Below are 17,046 nucleotides of genomic sequence, written 5' to 3'. Positions count from 1 at the left end.
GTGGATCGGCGTTGCCATGCAGCTACCTACATCGCGTTGCACTGTCACGTGAGCAATGGACAAAGCGAGGCAACGACAGGAGTAGCCGTGAGTGCGAAGGATGATTCTTCAGGTACGGGGGTCGACTCAGGTCGAGTTCACTCGTGCAAGGTATGCGGAACCTGGCTTAATCACTACCAGGAGGGCACCTGCGAAACACTTCGTGACATGCTGCCGTTGATTGCCGACATCGACAGGGAGCCCACTCTCCCACATCGTCGCACGGCACAAGGTGTCCCTACCGCGACGAGCCGGGATGCCGCACTCAGGAGAAACAACCTCATTCTGAGATCCGGCACCAAGCTCACAATTCCTGAAGCCCACTACTGTTACGGGTCCGGGGACCTACTTCTTCAGTTAACCTCAGACGTGCCTCTAGCCAACACTCAACTTGAGTGGATCTCGGTTGAAGGGATAGGTGGCGGTATCAAAGACGAGGTACAGCATCGGCGCACCGTCCTTGTACGCGTCTCGGCCCTCCTTGCCATTGCCGCCCACACCGACCCACCGGCGCACCCCTCGCCCTGATGGCAGACCCGGCAGGATGCACCGAATGCAATCAAGATCGACATCTGATATCCTGATCAGCTACTCAGGGAGGTTCGATGTCGATCGAGGAAACGCTCAGCAGGCTTCAGATCCAGATCACGGCGGTGGAAGAGACACACAGAGACTTGGTTGGAATCGCGGAACGTATCGAGAGCATCAAGCGGGCCACCGCCGCGACGCTTGCCGGTGTCGCAACGCCGGCGATGGTGGCCGCGCTCGACTCGGCTGCACAGCGGCTCCAGGCCGTAGTACCCGCGCTGAGCCAAGCTCGCGAGACTGGGATGGAAACCAAGATGCGGATTCAGCAGTCAGGCACCTTCTAGCCGTGTGCACGGCGCTGCGTAGCCCGCAGCGCCGGCACGCGGCTCTCGTATCGCTCCGGTACGAAGTGGTCCGGCGAAACTCTTGAGTCGGTCGTATGGCTAGTTAGGTGAGCTGTCCGAGCGAGGTGGACGGTTGGGAGCAAATATTGGGAGTTTGGTTCTCTAGTCGGGATCAGTAAATGGCAATTGCCTTAACGACAACAAGTGGCCCTCTAATTCTCAGATCGTCAACGGTTACTTGCATGTTGGATTGCGGGGGAAGGTTCTTAAGAAGTTCTTCCACGGGGAAGCTTCGTCGAACTGGACGGCTGAAACCTGAGAGGAAGAACTTGTCTAGTGAGTAGCTCGATCCCTCGGCCACGACGGCGTCAACCTGGCCGAAAACGGCACGTTCCCCTTCGAGGTCGTCAGGGCCGGTTCGGCCCGTGAGATACCCTGCTTCTAGAAGGACTAGAACGCGAGTTTTGTTGGAGTCTTCTGTTGTTGTGTCTAGTACTACGGGTCCCTGATTGGTTCCGGGGGCCAATATCCGGGAGTAAAACTCTGCAGGTGGCTCCGAGCCTTTGAACGCAGATGGCTGTTCGGAAAACAAAGTCGCCATCTTTGTAAGGAGGCTACCGATGTCGGTTGCTGGAGAAACGCTCCAATCGCCATCGACTTCAATGAGCTGACGGCGGGTAATCGCACCTGAAGAAAGGTCTGTGACTATGTCGTTGTTTCGGGTGAGTGTGTCTAGTAGGCGATTAAGTGCATTGGCCGGATGATCCTTGATGGTGCGTGCCTGCGTTACCTCGAACTCGGAACCCTTCGATCCGCCCAGTTCAAGACCTGGAGAGCCGGTAATGGGAACTGCCAGTTTGACGCCAGCGTTACCGGAGCGTTGGCCTAGATCGCGCTGTGTAATGGCTATGTCGACCATTATCTCGATGTCGTGGTAGTTGGCTAGTGGCACCAGAGTCTCGGTGTCAAGATACAAAGGGGAGCGGAATAGGCTCACGGATTCAGCCCTTTCTGTGTTGTGGCAGCCTGCTCGGATAATACACGGCCCGTCACTTGATCCTTGGTCTCCTACCGCTACAGCGTGTCGCAGGTGGCGACAGGGCTATTGGTGCGAATAGGGCTAGATCGGTTGGTCCGAGAAGGTAGAAAAGGTTGTCGTCGCGGCATTCCAGTACCATGGCGGTGGGCGATCTCTGTCGGTTGCCAGAGGGAGTGAAGTGTTCGTAGGTCGCCCCGTTGCTGGACGGCAGCGGTGTTAGCAACCGTGCTGGACGTGGAGGGGTCGGGGGTGGGTGAAGGACTCGCGCCCGAGGCCAGAGGCGTACGCGGACCGCGCCAGACGGAGCGTGTAGAGCTTGTAAGGGGCGGGGCCGAGTCCCGAACCGGGATGTCTGCTCGTACTGCAGCAGCGAACAGCGGCACGCCGACAGATGGGAACTGCTGGCAGGTTGGCCGGGTAAGGTCCACCGCGTCGTCATACCTTGATCCGCTTGGCCCCGATCAAGATCCGCAGCGGTCGGCAGCGGTGCCGGGACTGTAACCAGGGCTGTAACCGGGACGTGGCAAGACCGGGCGCGTCGGGTGAGACGGCAAGAGACTCAGACAGCGGCTCGCGCAGGTCAGGGCCGCTGCGGAGAGATCAACTGGTACCGGTGAGACACCGGGCAGACTGCTCATAACCCAGAGGTCGCAGGTTCAAATCCTGTCCCCGCTACCACGGTGAACGGCCCGCCAGGGATCTCCCTGGCGGGCCGTTTCGCGTACCCGGTGCGGTGGGCGCGCGGTCCCGGGCACTCCTGTGACCGCGCGCCCACCGCACCTCACCTCGTCTGACGGGTCAACGCCGCAGCGACTCGGCGACGTCGAGCAGCTCGCCGATAGTGCGGGGCTTGCCGGCCGCCGCGTCGTCCGCCGTCGTCCCGGTGTCGTCCGTCGTCCCGGTGTCGGCCCGGAACCGCTGCCGCAGCTCGGCGGTGACGGCCAGCCCGTCGCCCTGCAGCAGGCCGAGCAGCGCGGTGTCCTTGTCGGCGGCGGGCAGCTGGGCGATCCAGTCGGCCAGCCGGGCGGGATCAGCGGCGGCACCTGAGGCGTCCGGGGCGCTGCCCTGCGCCGCGGCGGCGATCAGGTCGGGGTCGATCCGCAGGAACTCGGCGAACTCCTGCAGTGCGCCGGTCAGGTCACCTAGCCCGGCCGGCACCGGCGGTTCGGTCGCCTCGTCGCCGAACTCGCCGTCCTGGATCAGGAACAGCCAGGCCAGGTAGAGGGCGCGGTGGTCGCCGGCGGCGAGCTGGTCGCGGACGTCGACGATGCTGTCGAGCCAGCCGTCGTCGTCGCGGTCAAAGTCCTCGACGCCGTCGGGGTCCTCGCTGAAGAAGTTCAGGATGAGGTTGTCGCCCGACTGGTACGCCTCGGCCGGCTCGGCCCAGCAGTACTGCTGGGCGGTCTCCAGGTCGAGCAGCCGCAGCGGCAGCCGCAGCACCAGTTGCCGGGTGCCCCAGTTGGTGTTGTAGAGGTGCGCGTCGAAGTACTCCTCGACCATGGCGAGCGGATCGCCCTTGAAGTCGCCCCACTGGTAGGAGTTGGTGAAGCTGGTACGGGTGATCTCCGCCCGGGTGGACAGCGTGCGGAGCTCAGCCATCTGCTGCTCGTCGAGTGGCCGGTCGATGGCACGGAAGTCGTAGTACTGGTACTCGCTCACCCGGCCATCATTCACCGGCCCGCTGTCGGCTCCTGCCCGGGGGCACTTGCCGATCCGGGACACTGTGTCATCGCTCAACACCGGTCCGTCAGCTAGGTGTGTAGCGCGTCGCCATGCTGGTCGACCAGAGAGCGAAGATGCCGATGCAACAGTGCCCCGTCACCGACGTCACCCAGATCGCAGGGTTCTACGCACAGATGACCGGCGTCCTGGCTGGATTCGCGTTCACCGCCATGGTGGTTCTCCTCAGCCCCATCCAGGTGGACGAACGAGCCGAGGTGGGAAGGAAGGACGAACAGGTCCTAGCGGCGCTCTTCGCAGCCTTCATCGCCCTCGTCGTGACAACCCTGAACTACTCGCTGCTTGCCGGTGAGCCCGCAGACGCCTCGCAGCGGGCCCACAGCATGCGGCTGATCGACGGAGTGCCGTTCGGTATGGCGGCGGTGATGCTCTTCCAAGGCATCACGCTGCTGCTGAATGCCGGTCGGATGGGCCGACTGCTGGTGGGGACCGGGCGGGCCTTCACCGTGGTGATCGGGCCCGCTCTCGCCTACTACTACCTGGTGAACGGCACGTCCGACATCGAGACTCTGCGGGCGGCGGGAGGATCGGAGCATGTGTGCGAGCCCCAGGCCGCAGCCCTGCTGGGGCAAATCCTGAACGTCGTTCTGGTGGCCGTCCTCGCCGCCTCCACGGTGCGGAGGTTGCAGCCGTCCAGGGGGCGCGACCTCGCACGACGGCTGTCGAACATGCCAGCCGTGGTAGTGCTGGCCACGACGGTCATCGCGGCTATGGTCAGCGGGTACGTAGGCACTCGGCCGCCGGAGTTCCTGCTGCCGGCGGCAATGGTCAACCTCTACCTGGTCGCGGTCTTCGCCGTGTTGGTCCTTGTCGGATTGACGATTGCACTGAGCGCACCCGATCAGCCGGCCGACAGCCCGTTCAGCGTCGTTGCCGCTCGCGGGCGGACGACACGGTGGCGGCGACGAGCGCGGCGGTGGCCCCTGCCCCGGGGATGAGCGCGACCAGGCATACATCCGCCACCACCTCGACGGACCGGTGGAGCCTGCCCGATCGGTATCGAACAGATGCTTTCCGGCCGATGCCGTCCCGATCCGAGCATGGATATGCTCTTGCGTTCTACATCGGTCACGTACCCTGTGGAGAGTTGTGGATCATCAACGCGTCCGTCGTCTCGCCAACCAGTCTGCCAACTTCGGGTTCCTTGTGGATCATGGATTGCTGGTCTGGTATGGCGTCGGCGCCGAGTCGTTGATCTACGTGGACGCCCAGTCGTCGATGTTCAAAGCGCGGGCGTTCGGCGAGACCCTCGCCCGTGAGCTGGTGAATCGCACCGGCACCAGGGCCAGCAGCGACCGGTTCGTCGACCAGGTACAGGCGCTCAACGCGGCCGGCGTTTTCACGCCGAAGATCAACGAGGCGTTCCACCGGCTGCGCAAGGTCGGCAACCAGGCCGTCCACGGCCACCTCGACCAGGTACGCACCGCGCTGGAGCTGCTGCGCGACTGCTTCGAGCTGGGTGTCTGGTTCCACCGGGCGTTGACCGACGACCGCCGCCCGATCGGTTTCGTGCCGCCCAGCCCGCCACCGCAGCAGGTGCCACAGCACATCGTCGTCGGCCTGCAGGCCGAGCTGGACCGCTACCGCCAGGAGCTGGCCGAGGCGAAACTTCTGCTCGACGGACAGCCGTCGGTGGCGGCGGCGCAGGCTGCGGCCGAGGCCGCTGCCGACCGGGCGGTCACTGAGTCGGCGGCCCGCCGTACCGTCGCCGCCGAACTGGTCGCCGACCTGGCGCCGCAGATGGCGGCGGCCAGCGAGGAGTTCGCCGCCCGCAAGCCGGTGAAGGTGTCGGCGGCGAAGCGCGAGGACTTCATCAGCCGCGCCCGGCGCGCCTCGCGCGAGCCACTCAACGAGGTGCAGACCCGGGTCGAGATCGACCGGCAGCTCACCGCCGCCGGCTGGCAGGTCCAGGACCAGGGGCAGATCAACCTGTACGCGGGGGACAGCGGCGTCGCCGGGGTCGCCGTACGGGAGGTCACCCTGGCCACCGGCCGGGCCGACTACCTGCTCTACGTACAGCAGAAGTTGGTCGGGGTGGTCGAAGCCAAGCGGGAGGGCACCGCGCCGCGTGGGGTGGAGGCGCAGCTGGACCGCTACCTGCGCGGGCTGACCGCCGCGCAGCGGATGTCGGCGTGGCGGCGGGACGCGCCGCTGCCGTTCGGCTACGTCGCCACCGGCACCGAGACCGTGTTCGTCAACGGGCTGGACCCGCAGCCGCGTACCCGCGAGGTTTTCGCCTTTCACCAGCCGGAGACCCTCGCGCGCTGGATGCGCGAGGCCGACGACGACCCGGCGGCGCCGACGCTGCGCGCCCGGCTGCGGCAGCTGCCGCCGCTGCCGGAGGAAGGGCTGCGGCGGGCCCAGATCGACGCGGTACGCGGCGTCGAGCGCGCCCTGGCCGCAGACAAGCCCCGGTCACTGGTGCAGATGGCGACCGGGGCGGGCAAGACGTTCATGGCGGTGACCAGCAGCTACCGGCTGCTGCACCACGCCAAAGCGACCCGGGTGCTGTTCCTGGTCGACCGCAACAACCTGGGCCGGCAGACGCTGCGCGAGTACGCCGGCTACGCCACGCCGGGGGATGGCCGCAAGTTCACCGAGCTGTTCAACGTGGACCGGCTGACCGGGGCGGGCATGCTGGACTCGTCCGCGGTGGTGATCTCCACGATCCAGCGGCTGTACGGGGCGCTGTGTGGGCGGGAGCTGCCGGACGCCGACATCGACGACGAGGCGTACGACAGCTACCACCTGGACGAACCGGCGCAGGTCGCCTACAACCCGGCCATCCCGCCGGAAGCCTTCGACCTGATCATTGTGGACGAATGCCACCGGTCGATCTACGGCAAGTGGCGGGCGGTGCTGGAATACTTCGACGCGTTCATGGTCGGGCTGACCGCCACGCCGGTGAAGCAGACCCTCGGCTTCTTCCAGCAGAACCTGGTGTCGGAGTACACCTACGAGCAGGCCGTCACCGACGGGGTCAACGTCGACTTCGACGTCTACCGGATCCGCACCGAGATCACCGACGGCGGGTCGATCATCGAGGCCGGGACGGTGGTGCCGCTGCGTGACCGGCGCACCCGCGCCGAGCGCTACCAGGAGCTGGAGGAGGACTTCAGCTACGCCGGCAAGGACGTCGGCCGGTCGGTGATCTCCGAGGGACAGCTGAGACTGGTGCTGGAAACCTTCCGGGAGCGGCTGTTCACCGAGATATTCCCTGGCCGGTCGACCGTACCCAAGACGTTGATCTTCGCCGTGGACGACAACCACGCCGAGGAGATCGTCAAGATGGTCCGACTCGTCTTCGACCGGAGCAACGACTTCGCCACCAAGATCACGTACGCGTCGAAGCGCACCGGCGACAACCCCGACGACCTGATCCAGGCGCTGCGCAACAGCCCCGAGCTACGCATCGCCGTCACCGTCGACATGATCGCCACCGGCACCGACGTCCGGCCGCTGGAATGCCTGCTGTTCCTGCGCCCGGTGCGCACGGCCACTTACTTCGAGCAGATGAAAGGCCGGGGTGCCCGCACCATCGACCCCGCCGACTTCCAGGCCGTCACCCCGGACGCCCAGGTCAAGGACCGGTTCGTCCTCGTCGACGCGGTCGGCGTCACCGAGCAGGAGCTGGACGAGGCGGTGCCGCTGCACCGGCGCACCGAAGCGCAGATCTCGCTGAAGGAGCTGCTCGGCAAGGCCGGCACCCTCACCGCCAACCAACACGAGGTCGCCACCCTCGCCGCCCGGCTGGCCCGACTCGACCGGCAACTCAAACCGGAGGAACGCGCCGAGCTGACCGACCTCGCCGACGGCCAACCCCTGGCCGCGATCGCCCGCCGGCTCGCCGACGCCGTCGCCCCCGAATCGCTCATCCCCGCGCACGCCGCCGGCCCCGACGCGGTACGCGACCTGCTCGCCGAAGCCCTCCGGCCGCTGGCCGCCGCACCGGAGCTGCGGCACCGCATCCTGGAGATCCGCCGCGCCCACGACATCACCATCGACGAGGTCAACACCGACCGGCTGATCTCCGCAGCCGGGGTGCCGGCCGCCGAACGCGCCCAGAAGGTCGTCCGCAGCTGGCACGCCTACCTGAAGGAGCACCGCGACGAGATCACCGCGTTGCAGATCTTCTTCGACGGCAAAGGTCGGGTCGACTTCGACCAGCTAAAGGACCTGGCGGCGCGGATCTCCCGACCTCCGCAGGCGTGGACCCCGGCCCGGCTGTGGGAGGCGTACGAGATGCTCGGCCGCACTGCCGAAGCGCCCGGCGACCGGGGCGTCACCGACCTGATCACCCTGGTCCGCTACGAGCTGGGCCTCGACCAGGAGCTGCGCCCCTACCGGTCGGTCGTCGAGGAACGCTTCCACGGCTGGTTGCTGCGCCAGGAGCAGGCCGGCACCGCCTTCACCCCCGAACAACTCTGGTGGCTGGAAAGGATCAAGAACGTGATAGCGGCAAGCGTTGCCGTCACTCCCGACGACCTGGACGGTGCCCCGTTCACCGAACGCGGCGGCATCGACGGCTACCTCAGCGCCTTCGGCAACGACCGTGCTCAACCCCTCCTCACCGAACTCAACCGGGAACTGACCGCATGAGCGACCTCCCCTCAGGCTGGGAGTTGGCACCTCTCTCGGAACTAGTTGCCATCAACCAACGGCGCTTCGACGCCGAGCCAGACGACGATGAGCACATCTCGTTCGTTCCGATGGCGTCCGTCGAGGCTGAGTCTGGGCGATTGGACGCTTCGCAGACCGCTCCCTACGGCGAACTGAAGCAGCGATCCTTGACGCGGTTTCAGGAAGGCGATGTCCTCTTCGCCAAAGTGACTCCGTGTATGGAGAACGGCAAGATTGCGGTCGCACGTGGTCTGGCATCTGGTCGGGGGATGGGGAGCACCGAGCTGTTTTCGCTGCGATCCCACGGTGCAATCGACCCTGACCATCTTGCTTACTACCTCTTGCAGGACTCGGTCCGGCGGGACGCTGCACGTGCGATGACCGGTGCCGTAGGGCTCAGGCGAGTTCCGCGCGGCTACCTGGAAGATCTCGCGATCCCGGTCCCACCGCTCGCCGAGCAGCGCCGCATCGCCGAGGCTCTGGATACGCACCTGTCTTCGCTCCAGGCAGGTGTGCAGCAGCTTGCCCGTACAGCTCGGCGGGTGAGCCGGTTCCGGGACCAAGTGATGTTGCTTGTCAGCACAGGACAGTTGGAACGTGGCCGGGCGGCTGGCCAGGCCGCGTTGGAACCTGACGGCGTTGACGATGGGGAACTGCCCGATCTTCCCGACTCCTGGTCGTGGCACCGTTTACACGAGATCGCCGACGTCACTGGTGGTGTGACCAAGGACAGCAAGAAGCAGTCGGATCCTGACTACGTCGAGGTTCCATACCTGCGGGTGGCGAACGTGCAACGTGCGCAGCTCGACTTGACCGAGGTAGCCCGGATCAGGGTTCCTGAGAAGAAGGCGCAGCAGCTCCGCCTGCTTCCGGGGGATGTACTCCTCAACGAGGGCGGCGACCGAGACAAGCTGGGGCGCGGGTGGATCTGGGAGGGGCAGATCCCCGACTGCATCCACCAGAACCACGTGTTTCGTGCACGGATTCGGGACCAGGCGCTGCACCCGAAGCTGCTTGCCTGGCACGCGAACGGGTTCGGCAGAAGGTGGTTCGAGGTCAACGGACTGCAGAGCGTGAACCTTGCCTCGATCAGCCTCGGGAAGATGAAGAAGTTCCCGGTACCGGTGCCGCCGGTGGAGGAGCAAGGCGAGTTGGTGCGGCAGGCCGAGACGTACCTCTCCCTGCTGGATCAGTTGGAAACCGCAATTTCCGACGGGCTGCGTAAGGCGAGCACGCTGAGAACTTCGTTGCTGGCGGAGGCGTTTGCGGGGCGGTTGGTGGAGCAGGATCCGGCGGATGAGCCGGCGTCGGAGCTGCTGGCGAGGATTCGGGCGCAACGGGTGGTGGTGCCGAAGCAGCGGGGTCGGCGTACGGCCAAGGAGCTGGCAGCGCCCGCGACCAGGGCGATTGGGACCGATTTTCAGCAGGGAGAGTTGCCGCTGTGAGCAACGTGGATTCGCGCCGGCTGGTGCAGAAGCTGTGGAACTACTGCGACGTGCTGCGCGACGACGGGGTTTCCACGATCGACTACGTGGAGCAGCTGACGTACCTGCTGTTCTTGAAGATGGCCGACGAGCGGGCGCGCCGACCGCTCAAGCCGGAGCAGATCGTGCCGGCGGAGCTGAGCTGGCAGACGCTGCTTGACAGCGACGGAGTCCGGCTGGAAGTGCAGTACCGCAACATCCTGAGCGGGCTCGGGCAGGAGTCCGGCACGCTCGGCACGATCTTCCGCAAGGCGCAGAACAAGATCCAGGACCCGGCGAAGCTCAAGAAGCTGATCGTCGACCTGATCGACAAGGAGCAGTGGTCGCAGGCCGGCGTCGACGTCAAGGGCGACGCGTACGAGGAGTTGCTGGCCAAGGGCGCGGAGGATGCCAAGTCGGGAGCCGGGCAGTACTTCACCCCGCGTGCGCTGATCGAGGCGATCGTCGACTGCGTGCAGCCGACCCCGGGCGACACGATCACCGACCCGGCGTGCGGCACCGGTGGGTTCCTGCTTTCGGCGTACGACCATATCCAGCGGCACCACGGCGACAGCCTGACCCGGGACCAGGCCCGGCACCTGGCCAACGGCGGGATCACCGGCACCGAGCTGGTCGACGGCACCGCGCGGCTTGCGGCCATGAACATGCTGCTGCACGGCATCGGTACGCCGAGCGGCCCGTCGCTGATCGACGTCCGCGACTCGCTCGGGCGGGAGCCGTCGAGCAAGGTCAGCCTGGTGCTGGCCAACCCGCCGTTCGGGCGTAGCTCGTCGATCCGCATGATCGGCGAGGACGGGCGGGCGAGCCGCGAGGAGCGGGAGATCGAGCGCGCCGACTTCTGGGCTACGACGTCGAACAAGCAGCTCAACTTCGTGCAGCACATCGCCTCGATGCTGGAAATCGACGGGCGGGCCGCGGTGGTGCTGCCCGACAACGTGCTCTTCGAAGGCGGGGCGGGGGAGACGATCCGGCGGCGGCTGCTCAAGCAGTACGACCTGCACACCATGCTGCGGCTGCCGACCGGCATCTTCTACGCCGGTGGGGTCAAGGCCAACGTGCTGTTCTTCGAGCGCAAGCGCGCCCGTGAGGAGCCGTGGACCAGCAAACTCTGGGTGTACGACTTCCGGACCAACCAGCACTTCACGCTCAAGCAGAACCCGCTGCGCCGGGAGCATCTGCAGGAGTTCGTCGACTGCTACCTGCCGGGCAAGGACCGGGCCGAGCGGGTGGAGAGCGAGCGGTTCCGCGCGTACGACTACGACGAGCTGCTGAGCCGGGACAAGGTCAACCTGGACATCACCTGGTTGAAGGACGCCTCGCTGGAGGACGCCGACGCGCTGCTGCCACCCGAGGTCATCGCCCAGGAGATCGTCGAAGACCTCCAAGCCGCCCTACGCGAGTTCGCCGCGATCGCGGAAGCCCTCACGGGAAGCACTTATCCGAGGGTCGCGTCCCCTCCTGACTGATCAAGGATGGCATTTTCGATCATGAGTCAGCCTCCTTCAGCTCGTGAACCACCCTCCGATTCTTGCTATTGAGTCGCGCAACCGGCTAAAATTCGGCAAAGTTGAGAATTGCGAAGATATCCCGAGTTCCGAGTCTGGCCTGAGGTATTTAAAATTGTCGTCTAAGTCGGTTCCGTTTGGTTCGGCTCGGCCAGCTGTATGAGTGGTCAGTCTTGCCGCTTAATGTTGATCAGATTAGATCTCGCGCCAGTCTTCTAGCAGAAATGCTGATGCTGTGTAGTCGCAATTTCGTTTGGAGGTTATCTTCAGTGAAGATGAATATTTTTCGGATTCCCGAAGCTAACGTGGCTGCTTTGGAAGGGAAGCTTAGTTCGGTTGGATTGAGGGTAATTCATCAAGGTGAGCTAGAAGGCTGGGAGGGAAAGTTCTATTTTTCGAAGGATGAAGGGCCGAGTTCGATACCCTGGGTTGAAACGTTCAGCGAATTTTTCATGGATGAAGGGCGGCCCGCCAATCTGATCTACTTTGCGGTCTACTTCTTTCGGAAGGGGCGAGAATGTTTCGTTCTGAGTTACGGCAAGAGTCACTTCTACGTGCGTCAGTACTGTGATCATGACTTCGGTATTGAGATGGCTAAGAGGCTGGGAAATAAGCGAGATGTGAAGCAAACTTCTTCGAAACGATTCGCAGGGCGGAAGCGGAAGGAAATCAAGAGCTATACGACCAACTCACCTCTCAGTGTAGAGAGCGGTGAGTCGGTTGATTATCTCAGGATAACCATCGACCCAGGGATGCAAGACAAGTTTGGTCGTTCCGGCAAGTTTGGATCCTCCATGCTTATCGGAGCACCGGTTACTAAGGACAGACTCGGACTTCTTCTGGACGAGATTGTAGCGGTTATGGGGCGAGAGGAGAAATTTCAACTCCCTCGCACGAGTGTTATTCGAGATGGTGACGAAGTTGCAAAGTACGATAAGAAGCTGTTGGATGCAATTTTTGGGAACGGGGGATACGCCGAGTTCTCGTGTGATACGCATGATATCGTGGGTGTCGATTTCGTGTTCTCGGGGAGCGAGCGTTATTCCTTCTCTCTGAGGGGAAGGAGGGTGGCCGAGCTCGGGGAGCGAGAATTGGACCTGGCTACTTTGCAAGAATACGTGCTAGTCGAGCGGATTCCTGTCAGCGAGATTTTCGATGTTCGGATCCAGGTCGAGAACGAAGGGCAGAGAACTTACTCAAAAGGCCTGCGTGACGCGTTGGAGTTCGTTGTCGACGATGAGAACGTGATGCTATCTCAGGGCCGCTGGGTTCGCTTTAACGAGGATTATATCCATCAGCTTAACTCATCAATTGATGAAATCACGGTTGAGTCGACAGAAACTGATCTGCTTGAAATCGACATGAAAGAGTGTTGCTTCAACGCGGCAGAGTATATAAATAGTTACGGATATGCTAGTGCTGACAGGGACTTTACGAAAATTGGTGTTTCGACAGGTACTCCCGTTGAGGCGTGGGATTTATACCGAGATGGAACTGTTTACGCGGTCAAGTTTGGAACGCCGCAAAAACTTGGCTACGCCTGTGATCAAGCAAGCAATGTGCTGGAGATCTTGCGCAATAAGGCTAATACCAAAGCTCTTGATCAAAAATTTGTAAGCTACTGCCTCTGGTTCGCCTTCTCGGTCAGTCGTACCCCTGCTCGTGTATCAGATACGGGATCGATAATTTTGAAACAAAAGATCGATGCGTGGGCGCGGCGCTGTCGCGACCTTGAGGTCGAGCCAAAGATAAAAATTTCTAAGGGTGCGGCTCTTCTGGAGTGAGGAGTTGATTGCCTATGGTCGCGGAGTGGTTGCGGGGAGTGGTCGCGGGGGTGTTTGGGTCGGTTGGAAGGTTGAAGGGCTCCTTCTCGTAGGTTGATGGGTGGTCTAGATCCACAACCGAAGAAGGAGCCCGGGTGTCAGGGTACGTGGTGGCGGGGGCGTTCGACCGGTCGCGGGAGTGTTTCGAGGAGTTGGTGGAGGGGTTGGCCGGCTCGGACAGTGACGGGTTGACGCACGCCGAGTTGGAGGACCGCCTCGCGGTGCGGGGTCGTGAGCTGCTGCGGTTGTTGTTGCAGGACCATGTGGATCTGCGGGCGGCGCGGGAGGTGCGCCGGGAACGGGTGGTCGGTGCCGATGAGGTGGTCCGTTCCCGGGTGGAGGTGGGGCATGGTCGGGGGCTGGGCACGGTGTTCGGTGCGGTGACGGTGACCAGGATGGCGTACCGGGCGTCGGGAGTGGCCAACCTGTATCCGGCGGACGCGGTGTTGAACCTGCCGGTGGAGAGGCATTCGCACGGGCTGCGCCGGTTGGCGGCGGTGGAGTCGGTACGGGGATCGTTCGACGACGCGGTCGCCGCGATCGACCGGTCGTGCGGGGTGGGTGTGGGGAAACGGCAGGTGCAGGAGTTGGCGGTGGCCGCCGCTGTGGACGTGGCCGCGTTCTACGACACCCGATCGCACCGGCCGGTCGGCGATGGCTGGCTGCTGGTGCTGTCGTTCGACGGTAAGGGTGTCGTGATGATCCCGTCCGCGTTACGGGACGCCACCGCGAAGGCCGCCGCCCGGACAGGCCGTAGGTTGACCACCCGGCTGTCGCCGGGAGAGAAACGTGGCCGTAAACGGATGGCGGAGTTGGCGGTGGTCTACGACGCGGCGCCGGTGCCGCGTACCCCGTCCGAGATCATCACCGGTGACGACGGCCGGCGTCGGCGGGGTCCGGTCGCCCAGGCCAGGTGGTTGACGGCGTCCGTGGTCGACGACATCGCCCCGGTCGTCGCCGCCGGGTTCGACGAGGCGTGTCGCCGTGACCCGCGGCAGGCGCGGACCTGGGTCGTGCTCGTTGACGGTAACCGTGCCCAGATCGACGCGGTCCGGGCCGAGGCGGACCGCCGCCAGGTGAAGGTCCACATCGTGCTGGACTTCGTCCACGTGCTCGAGTACGTGTGGAAAGCGGCGTGGGCGTTCTTCTACACCGGTGACCCCGCCGCCGAGGCGTGGGTCGGCGAGCAGGCGGTCAAGATCCTGTCCGGCAAGGCCGGGCAGGTCGCGGCCGGGATCCGTCGGCGGGCCACCCGGTACGGATACTCGGCCAGGGAACGCGCCGGCGCCGACGAGTGCGCCGACTACCTGACCCGCCACCAGCCCTACCTGGACTACCACACCGCGTTGGCTGCGGGGTGGCCGATCGCCACCGGCGTGATCGAGGGCGCCTGCCGGCATCTGGTCAAGGACCGCATGGACATCACCGGCGCCCGCTGGGGACTGGACACCGCCGAAGCCATCCTCAAGCTACGCGCCGTATCCGCCAACGGCGACTTCAACGCCTACTGGGCCTTCCACCTGCAACAAGAACACCAACGCATACACCAGAACAGATACCAGCAACAACGGGAGGGCTACACCCTCGCCGGATGACCAGCCATCACTCCAAAAGAGCCGCACCCAATTTCTAAGAAGATTTCGGGAGGCTCGGGAAGTTGTCCGCATGGTTCTTCGGCGTCCTGATCGTTCGTCAACCCCGCGAGCGGTCAACCGGCTAATCGCGGTGGGTGCCGGGCGGCCAGATGACAGTCACCGGGATCCCGCGCGCCTCGGCGTAGGCGACGACGTCGGCGGTGCCGCCGTAGCTTCGGGCGGGCATGCCGTCCCAAACGGCGAAGAGCCGATCCGATTGGTCGACCATCAACTCGCTTGCGGCCATGTGGGCAGTCGAGTCGGAGATGCGGTAGTCGCAGCGGTGGAGGGTCACGGCCTGACTGATTAACCTGTCGTATGTGGCGTGGGCATGCTCGGGCAGTCCGTCGCGGTACTCCTGGGCGGGGACGACGACTTCAAGCTGACCGCCGTGCCGGAGCACCGCCTCGGCAAAGAGTTGATCGGCTCCGTCGGCGAGGCAGGTTAGGCCGACGATTTTCTCCTTGACTTCGGACAGCCTCATGTTCAAGGTTTCGGTGACCTTGGCTGTGACTTCGTCGTTCAGTCCGCGATGTCCGGTGATGGCAATCCGCAACTTAGCGATCCTCCTGGTATCTTCCGTAGAGTCGTTCGTCCAGATCGAGCGTCAGTTTTCCGGCCCGTCCTCCGAGGGCTTCGCGGAACCGTGAGACTGATTGGAGGATCTTCTCTGACTCGTACTTCTTGCCTGCGTCGAAAGCCTCACAGGCGATGTTGCATGCCTCGTCGAGGCGTCCAGACTTCGCCAGGATCTGGGCTCGTAGGACGTCTGATAGGGCTTTGGTCTTCGGACTCTGGGCTGGACCGCTGGCTGCTATAGAGAGCGCCCGGCTGGCCAGGCTTGGTTGATCCAGCTTGCTTGCGACTTGCGCTCGAAACGATGCCAGCTTTTGGTGATCGAAGCGGAAGATCCAAGGCCAGACAGGTTCATCATTCCGGGCCTTCGCTAGGCGATCCTCGGCGTGGTTCAAGAGGTGAAGCGACTTTTTGTCGCCAGCCTCAGCGAGCGCGAGTGATTCGATCGCGTCCATCCAGACCGTAGAGATAGCGGGCGCTGAACGGGGAAGGGCGCGGCGAGCGGATGCGACAATCTGGACGGCTTCGCGTGCGTCGCCGCAGTTTGCCGCGAACTGGCCCAGACTGGCCCGCATGTATGCAAGGAGCAGCGGGTGTCCAGACCGATCTGCCGCGTGGACCGCGAGTTGGTAGTGGCGGCGGGCGCTGGCTCGGTCGTCGACATCCACGTACAGCCAGGCGGTCAGCCCGGCGGTTTCGCTGAGCACTGAGTAAAGCTGGCGGGTGTGCACAGGTGAGCGTTCGTTCCGCGATGCGAGTTGGCGGATTAGCGCGAGGTGTGCGCTCACCGGCGGAAGCAGGCTACGCGCAGGCATGCGCTGCTCCAGCCTGCGGTAGGTGGTCGAGGGGATGGTCAGTAGTTGCTCGTCGTCGCGTGATTCGAGGGGAACGCCTCCAGCAGCTGTGCCGACCAGGGCAACCCCCGTGGCTGCTGCGGCTGCGGCGACGAATTGGCGGCGGTTCGTGTCACTCTCCTGTTCATCCAGCAAGCCGGCCAGAGATCGAGGTATCCCCAGGCCGTCGCAAAGTGCACGCACGGTGCGAAGCCCCGGATCTCGGCTCCGTCCGGTGAGCAGGCGGGAAACGTGTGGCTGCGATATGCCAACGGCTTGCGCGATCTCCGTCTGCGACACCCGAGTTTCGGTCGTGACGACCTGAAGGAGGGTAGCCCAGTCGCCGGCCTTCAACGCCTGGCGTACATCCGTTCGCTCCAGGATCTCGGGTGGCAGCTTGATCATTTGCTCATGCCTGCGCAGCTCGGCGCTGGTTCATGCCCTTGCATCTGTCCCTCCTGCTGTGCTGCGAGTCCGTCCGCTAGGGAAGCGAACCGGACTTCCTCTACTATGCCGCTTCCGTGTCGCAGGCGTATGCCTGAAGGTATAGATCTTGATTCCTATGCCGCTGCGAGTGGCGCTGACTATCTGTGATCGCCAAGCTGCGTGTCGTCGCGATCCGCGACAGGGACAACTCAGACGCTCATGAGCACGCCGATTGGCCACGGCCGTACCGGCGTGGTGGGGAGGATCAAGCGTGTTGACCTTGGTAGGAGTCGTGTTGGCGGCGCTGGGCGGGTTGTGCGTCGGCTTTTTCACGTTCCGGTTGAAGCAGCGGTGGTGTCCGGTGTGTGGGGCGAAGTTGCGGTGTCCGGAGTGTGCGCCTCGGCATTCGATGCGGTTCAGCCCGACCGGTCCGGCGGGCGTGCCCGGTGCGGCCG

The 17,046-nt window shown here is 64.0% G+C and carries 11 protein-coding genes; 7 read left to right on the top strand and 4 right to left on the bottom strand.

What is annotated here, in order from left to right; genetic code table 11:
* Nucleotides 1–644 precede the first annotated feature (644 nt).
* A complete protein-coding gene (locus tag EDC02_RS27840; RefSeq protein ID WP_123605315.1) occupies nucleotides 645–911 on the top strand; it encodes a hypothetical protein in 267 nt (88 codons plus the stop codon).
* A 172-nt stretch (nucleotides 912–1,083) separates the two neighbouring features.
* On the opposite strand, the gene EDC02_RS39785 is transcribed toward EDC02_RS27840, so the two are convergent.
* The gene (locus tag EDC02_RS39785) at nucleotides 1,084–1,887 is read right to left on the bottom strand and encodes a hypothetical protein (protein ID WP_148083660.1); all 804 of its coding nucleotides are present in this window, start codon (nucleotides 1,885–1,887) and stop codon (nucleotides 1,084–1,086) included.
* Between the two features lie 861 nt (nucleotides 1,888–2,748).
* A complete protein-coding gene (locus EDC02_RS27835; protein ID WP_123605314.1) occupies nucleotides 2,749–3,609 on the bottom strand; it encodes a hypothetical protein in 861 nt (286 codons plus the stop codon).
* A 113-nt stretch (nucleotides 3,610–3,722) separates the two neighbouring features.
* Here EDC02_RS27835 and EDC02_RS27830 point away from each other — a divergent pair, with 113 nt between their 5' ends.
* The 6 genes from EDC02_RS27830 to EDC02_RS27805 all read left to right on the top strand — a co-directional run bounded on the left by EDC02_RS27830 (nucleotide 3,723) and on the right by EDC02_RS27805 (nucleotide 14,717).
* Nucleotides 3,723–4,628: a hypothetical protein gene (locus tag EDC02_RS27830; protein ID WP_123605313.1), complete on the top strand. Its 906-nt coding sequence runs from the start codon at nucleotides 3,723–3,725 to the stop codon at nucleotides 4,626–4,628.
* 220 nt (nucleotides 4,629–4,848) lie between these two features.
* The gene (locus tag EDC02_RS27825) at nucleotides 4,849–8,289 is read left to right on the top strand and encodes a type I restriction-modification enzyme R subunit C-terminal domain-containing protein (protein ID WP_199757939.1); all 3,441 of its coding nucleotides are present in this window, start codon (nucleotides 4,849–4,851) and stop codon (nucleotides 8,287–8,289) included.
* Nucleotides 8,286–9,755 (top strand): restriction endonuclease subunit S, encoded by a 1,470-nt coding sequence (locus EDC02_RS27820; RefSeq protein ID WP_123605311.1) that lies wholly within the window; start codon nucleotides 8,286–8,288, stop codon nucleotides 9,753–9,755. Before EDC02_RS27825 ends, EDC02_RS27820 begins: the two co-directional genes overlap by 4 nt.
* Nucleotides 9,752–11,260 (top strand): class I SAM-dependent DNA methyltransferase, encoded by a 1,509-nt coding sequence (locus EDC02_RS27815; RefSeq protein ID WP_123605310.1) that lies wholly within the window; start codon nucleotides 9,752–9,754, stop codon nucleotides 11,258–11,260. The genes EDC02_RS27820 and EDC02_RS27815 overlap by 4 nt, the downstream gene beginning before the upstream one ends.
* A gap of 314 nt (nucleotides 11,261–11,574) precedes the next feature.
* Nucleotides 11,575–13,083: a DUF6119 family protein gene (locus tag EDC02_RS27810; protein ID WP_233606683.1), complete on the top strand. Its 1,509-nt coding sequence runs from the start codon at nucleotides 11,575–11,577 to the stop codon at nucleotides 13,081–13,083.
* Between the two features lie 146 nt (nucleotides 13,084–13,229).
* Nucleotides 13,230–14,717 carry an ISKra4 family transposase gene (locus EDC02_RS27805; protein ID WP_370461507.1) on the top strand — a complete coding sequence of 496 codons (1,488 nt, stop codon included), beginning with the start codon at nucleotides 13,230–13,232 and terminating at the stop codon, nucleotides 14,715–14,717.
* A gap of 121 nt (nucleotides 14,718–14,838) precedes the next feature.
* Here EDC02_RS27805 and EDC02_RS27800 read toward each other — a convergent pair whose 3' ends face one another.
* Both EDC02_RS27800 and EDC02_RS27795 read right to left on the bottom strand, forming a co-directional pair.
* Nucleotides 14,839–15,312, bottom strand: a complete 474-nt coding sequence (locus EDC02_RS27800; RefSeq protein WP_199757938.1) for a hypothetical protein — start codon at nucleotides 15,310–15,312, stop codon at nucleotides 14,839–14,841.
* Between the two features lies 1 nt (nucleotide 15,313).
* Nucleotides 15,314–16,570 (bottom strand): helix-turn-helix transcriptional regulator, encoded by a 1,257-nt coding sequence (locus tag EDC02_RS27795; protein ID WP_123605308.1) that lies wholly within the window; start codon nucleotides 16,568–16,570, stop codon nucleotides 15,314–15,316.
* Nucleotides 16,571–17,046: the final 476 nt, after the last annotated feature.

This window comes from Micromonospora sp. Llam0 (genome assembly GCF_003751085.1).
Lineage (GTDB): Bacteria > Actinomycetota > Actinomycetes > Mycobacteriales > Micromonosporaceae > Micromonospora_E.
Note: the sequence above shows the minus strand (reverse complement) of the source record. Positions and strands in the feature narration are given on the sequence as shown.

Coding starts and splice junctions, on each gene's coding strand:
- EDC02_RS27810 (WP_233606683.1), top strand. CDS start 11,575: ATGAATATTTTTCGGATTCCCGAAGCTAACGTGGCTGCTTTGGAAGGG.
- EDC02_RS27830 (WP_123605313.1), top strand. CDS start 3,723: ATGCTGGTCGACCAGAGAGCGAAGATGCCGATGCAACAGTGCCCCGTC.
- EDC02_RS27795 (WP_123605308.1), bottom strand. CDS start 16,570: ATGATCAAGCTGCCACCCGAGATCCTGGAGCGAACGGATGTACGCCAG.
- EDC02_RS27840 (WP_123605315.1), top strand. CDS start 645: ATGTCGATCGAGGAAACGCTCAGCAGGCTTCAGATCCAGATCACGGCG.
- EDC02_RS27820 (WP_123605311.1), top strand. CDS start 8,286: ATGAGCGACCTCCCCTCAGGCTGGGAGTTGGCACCTCTCTCGGAACTA.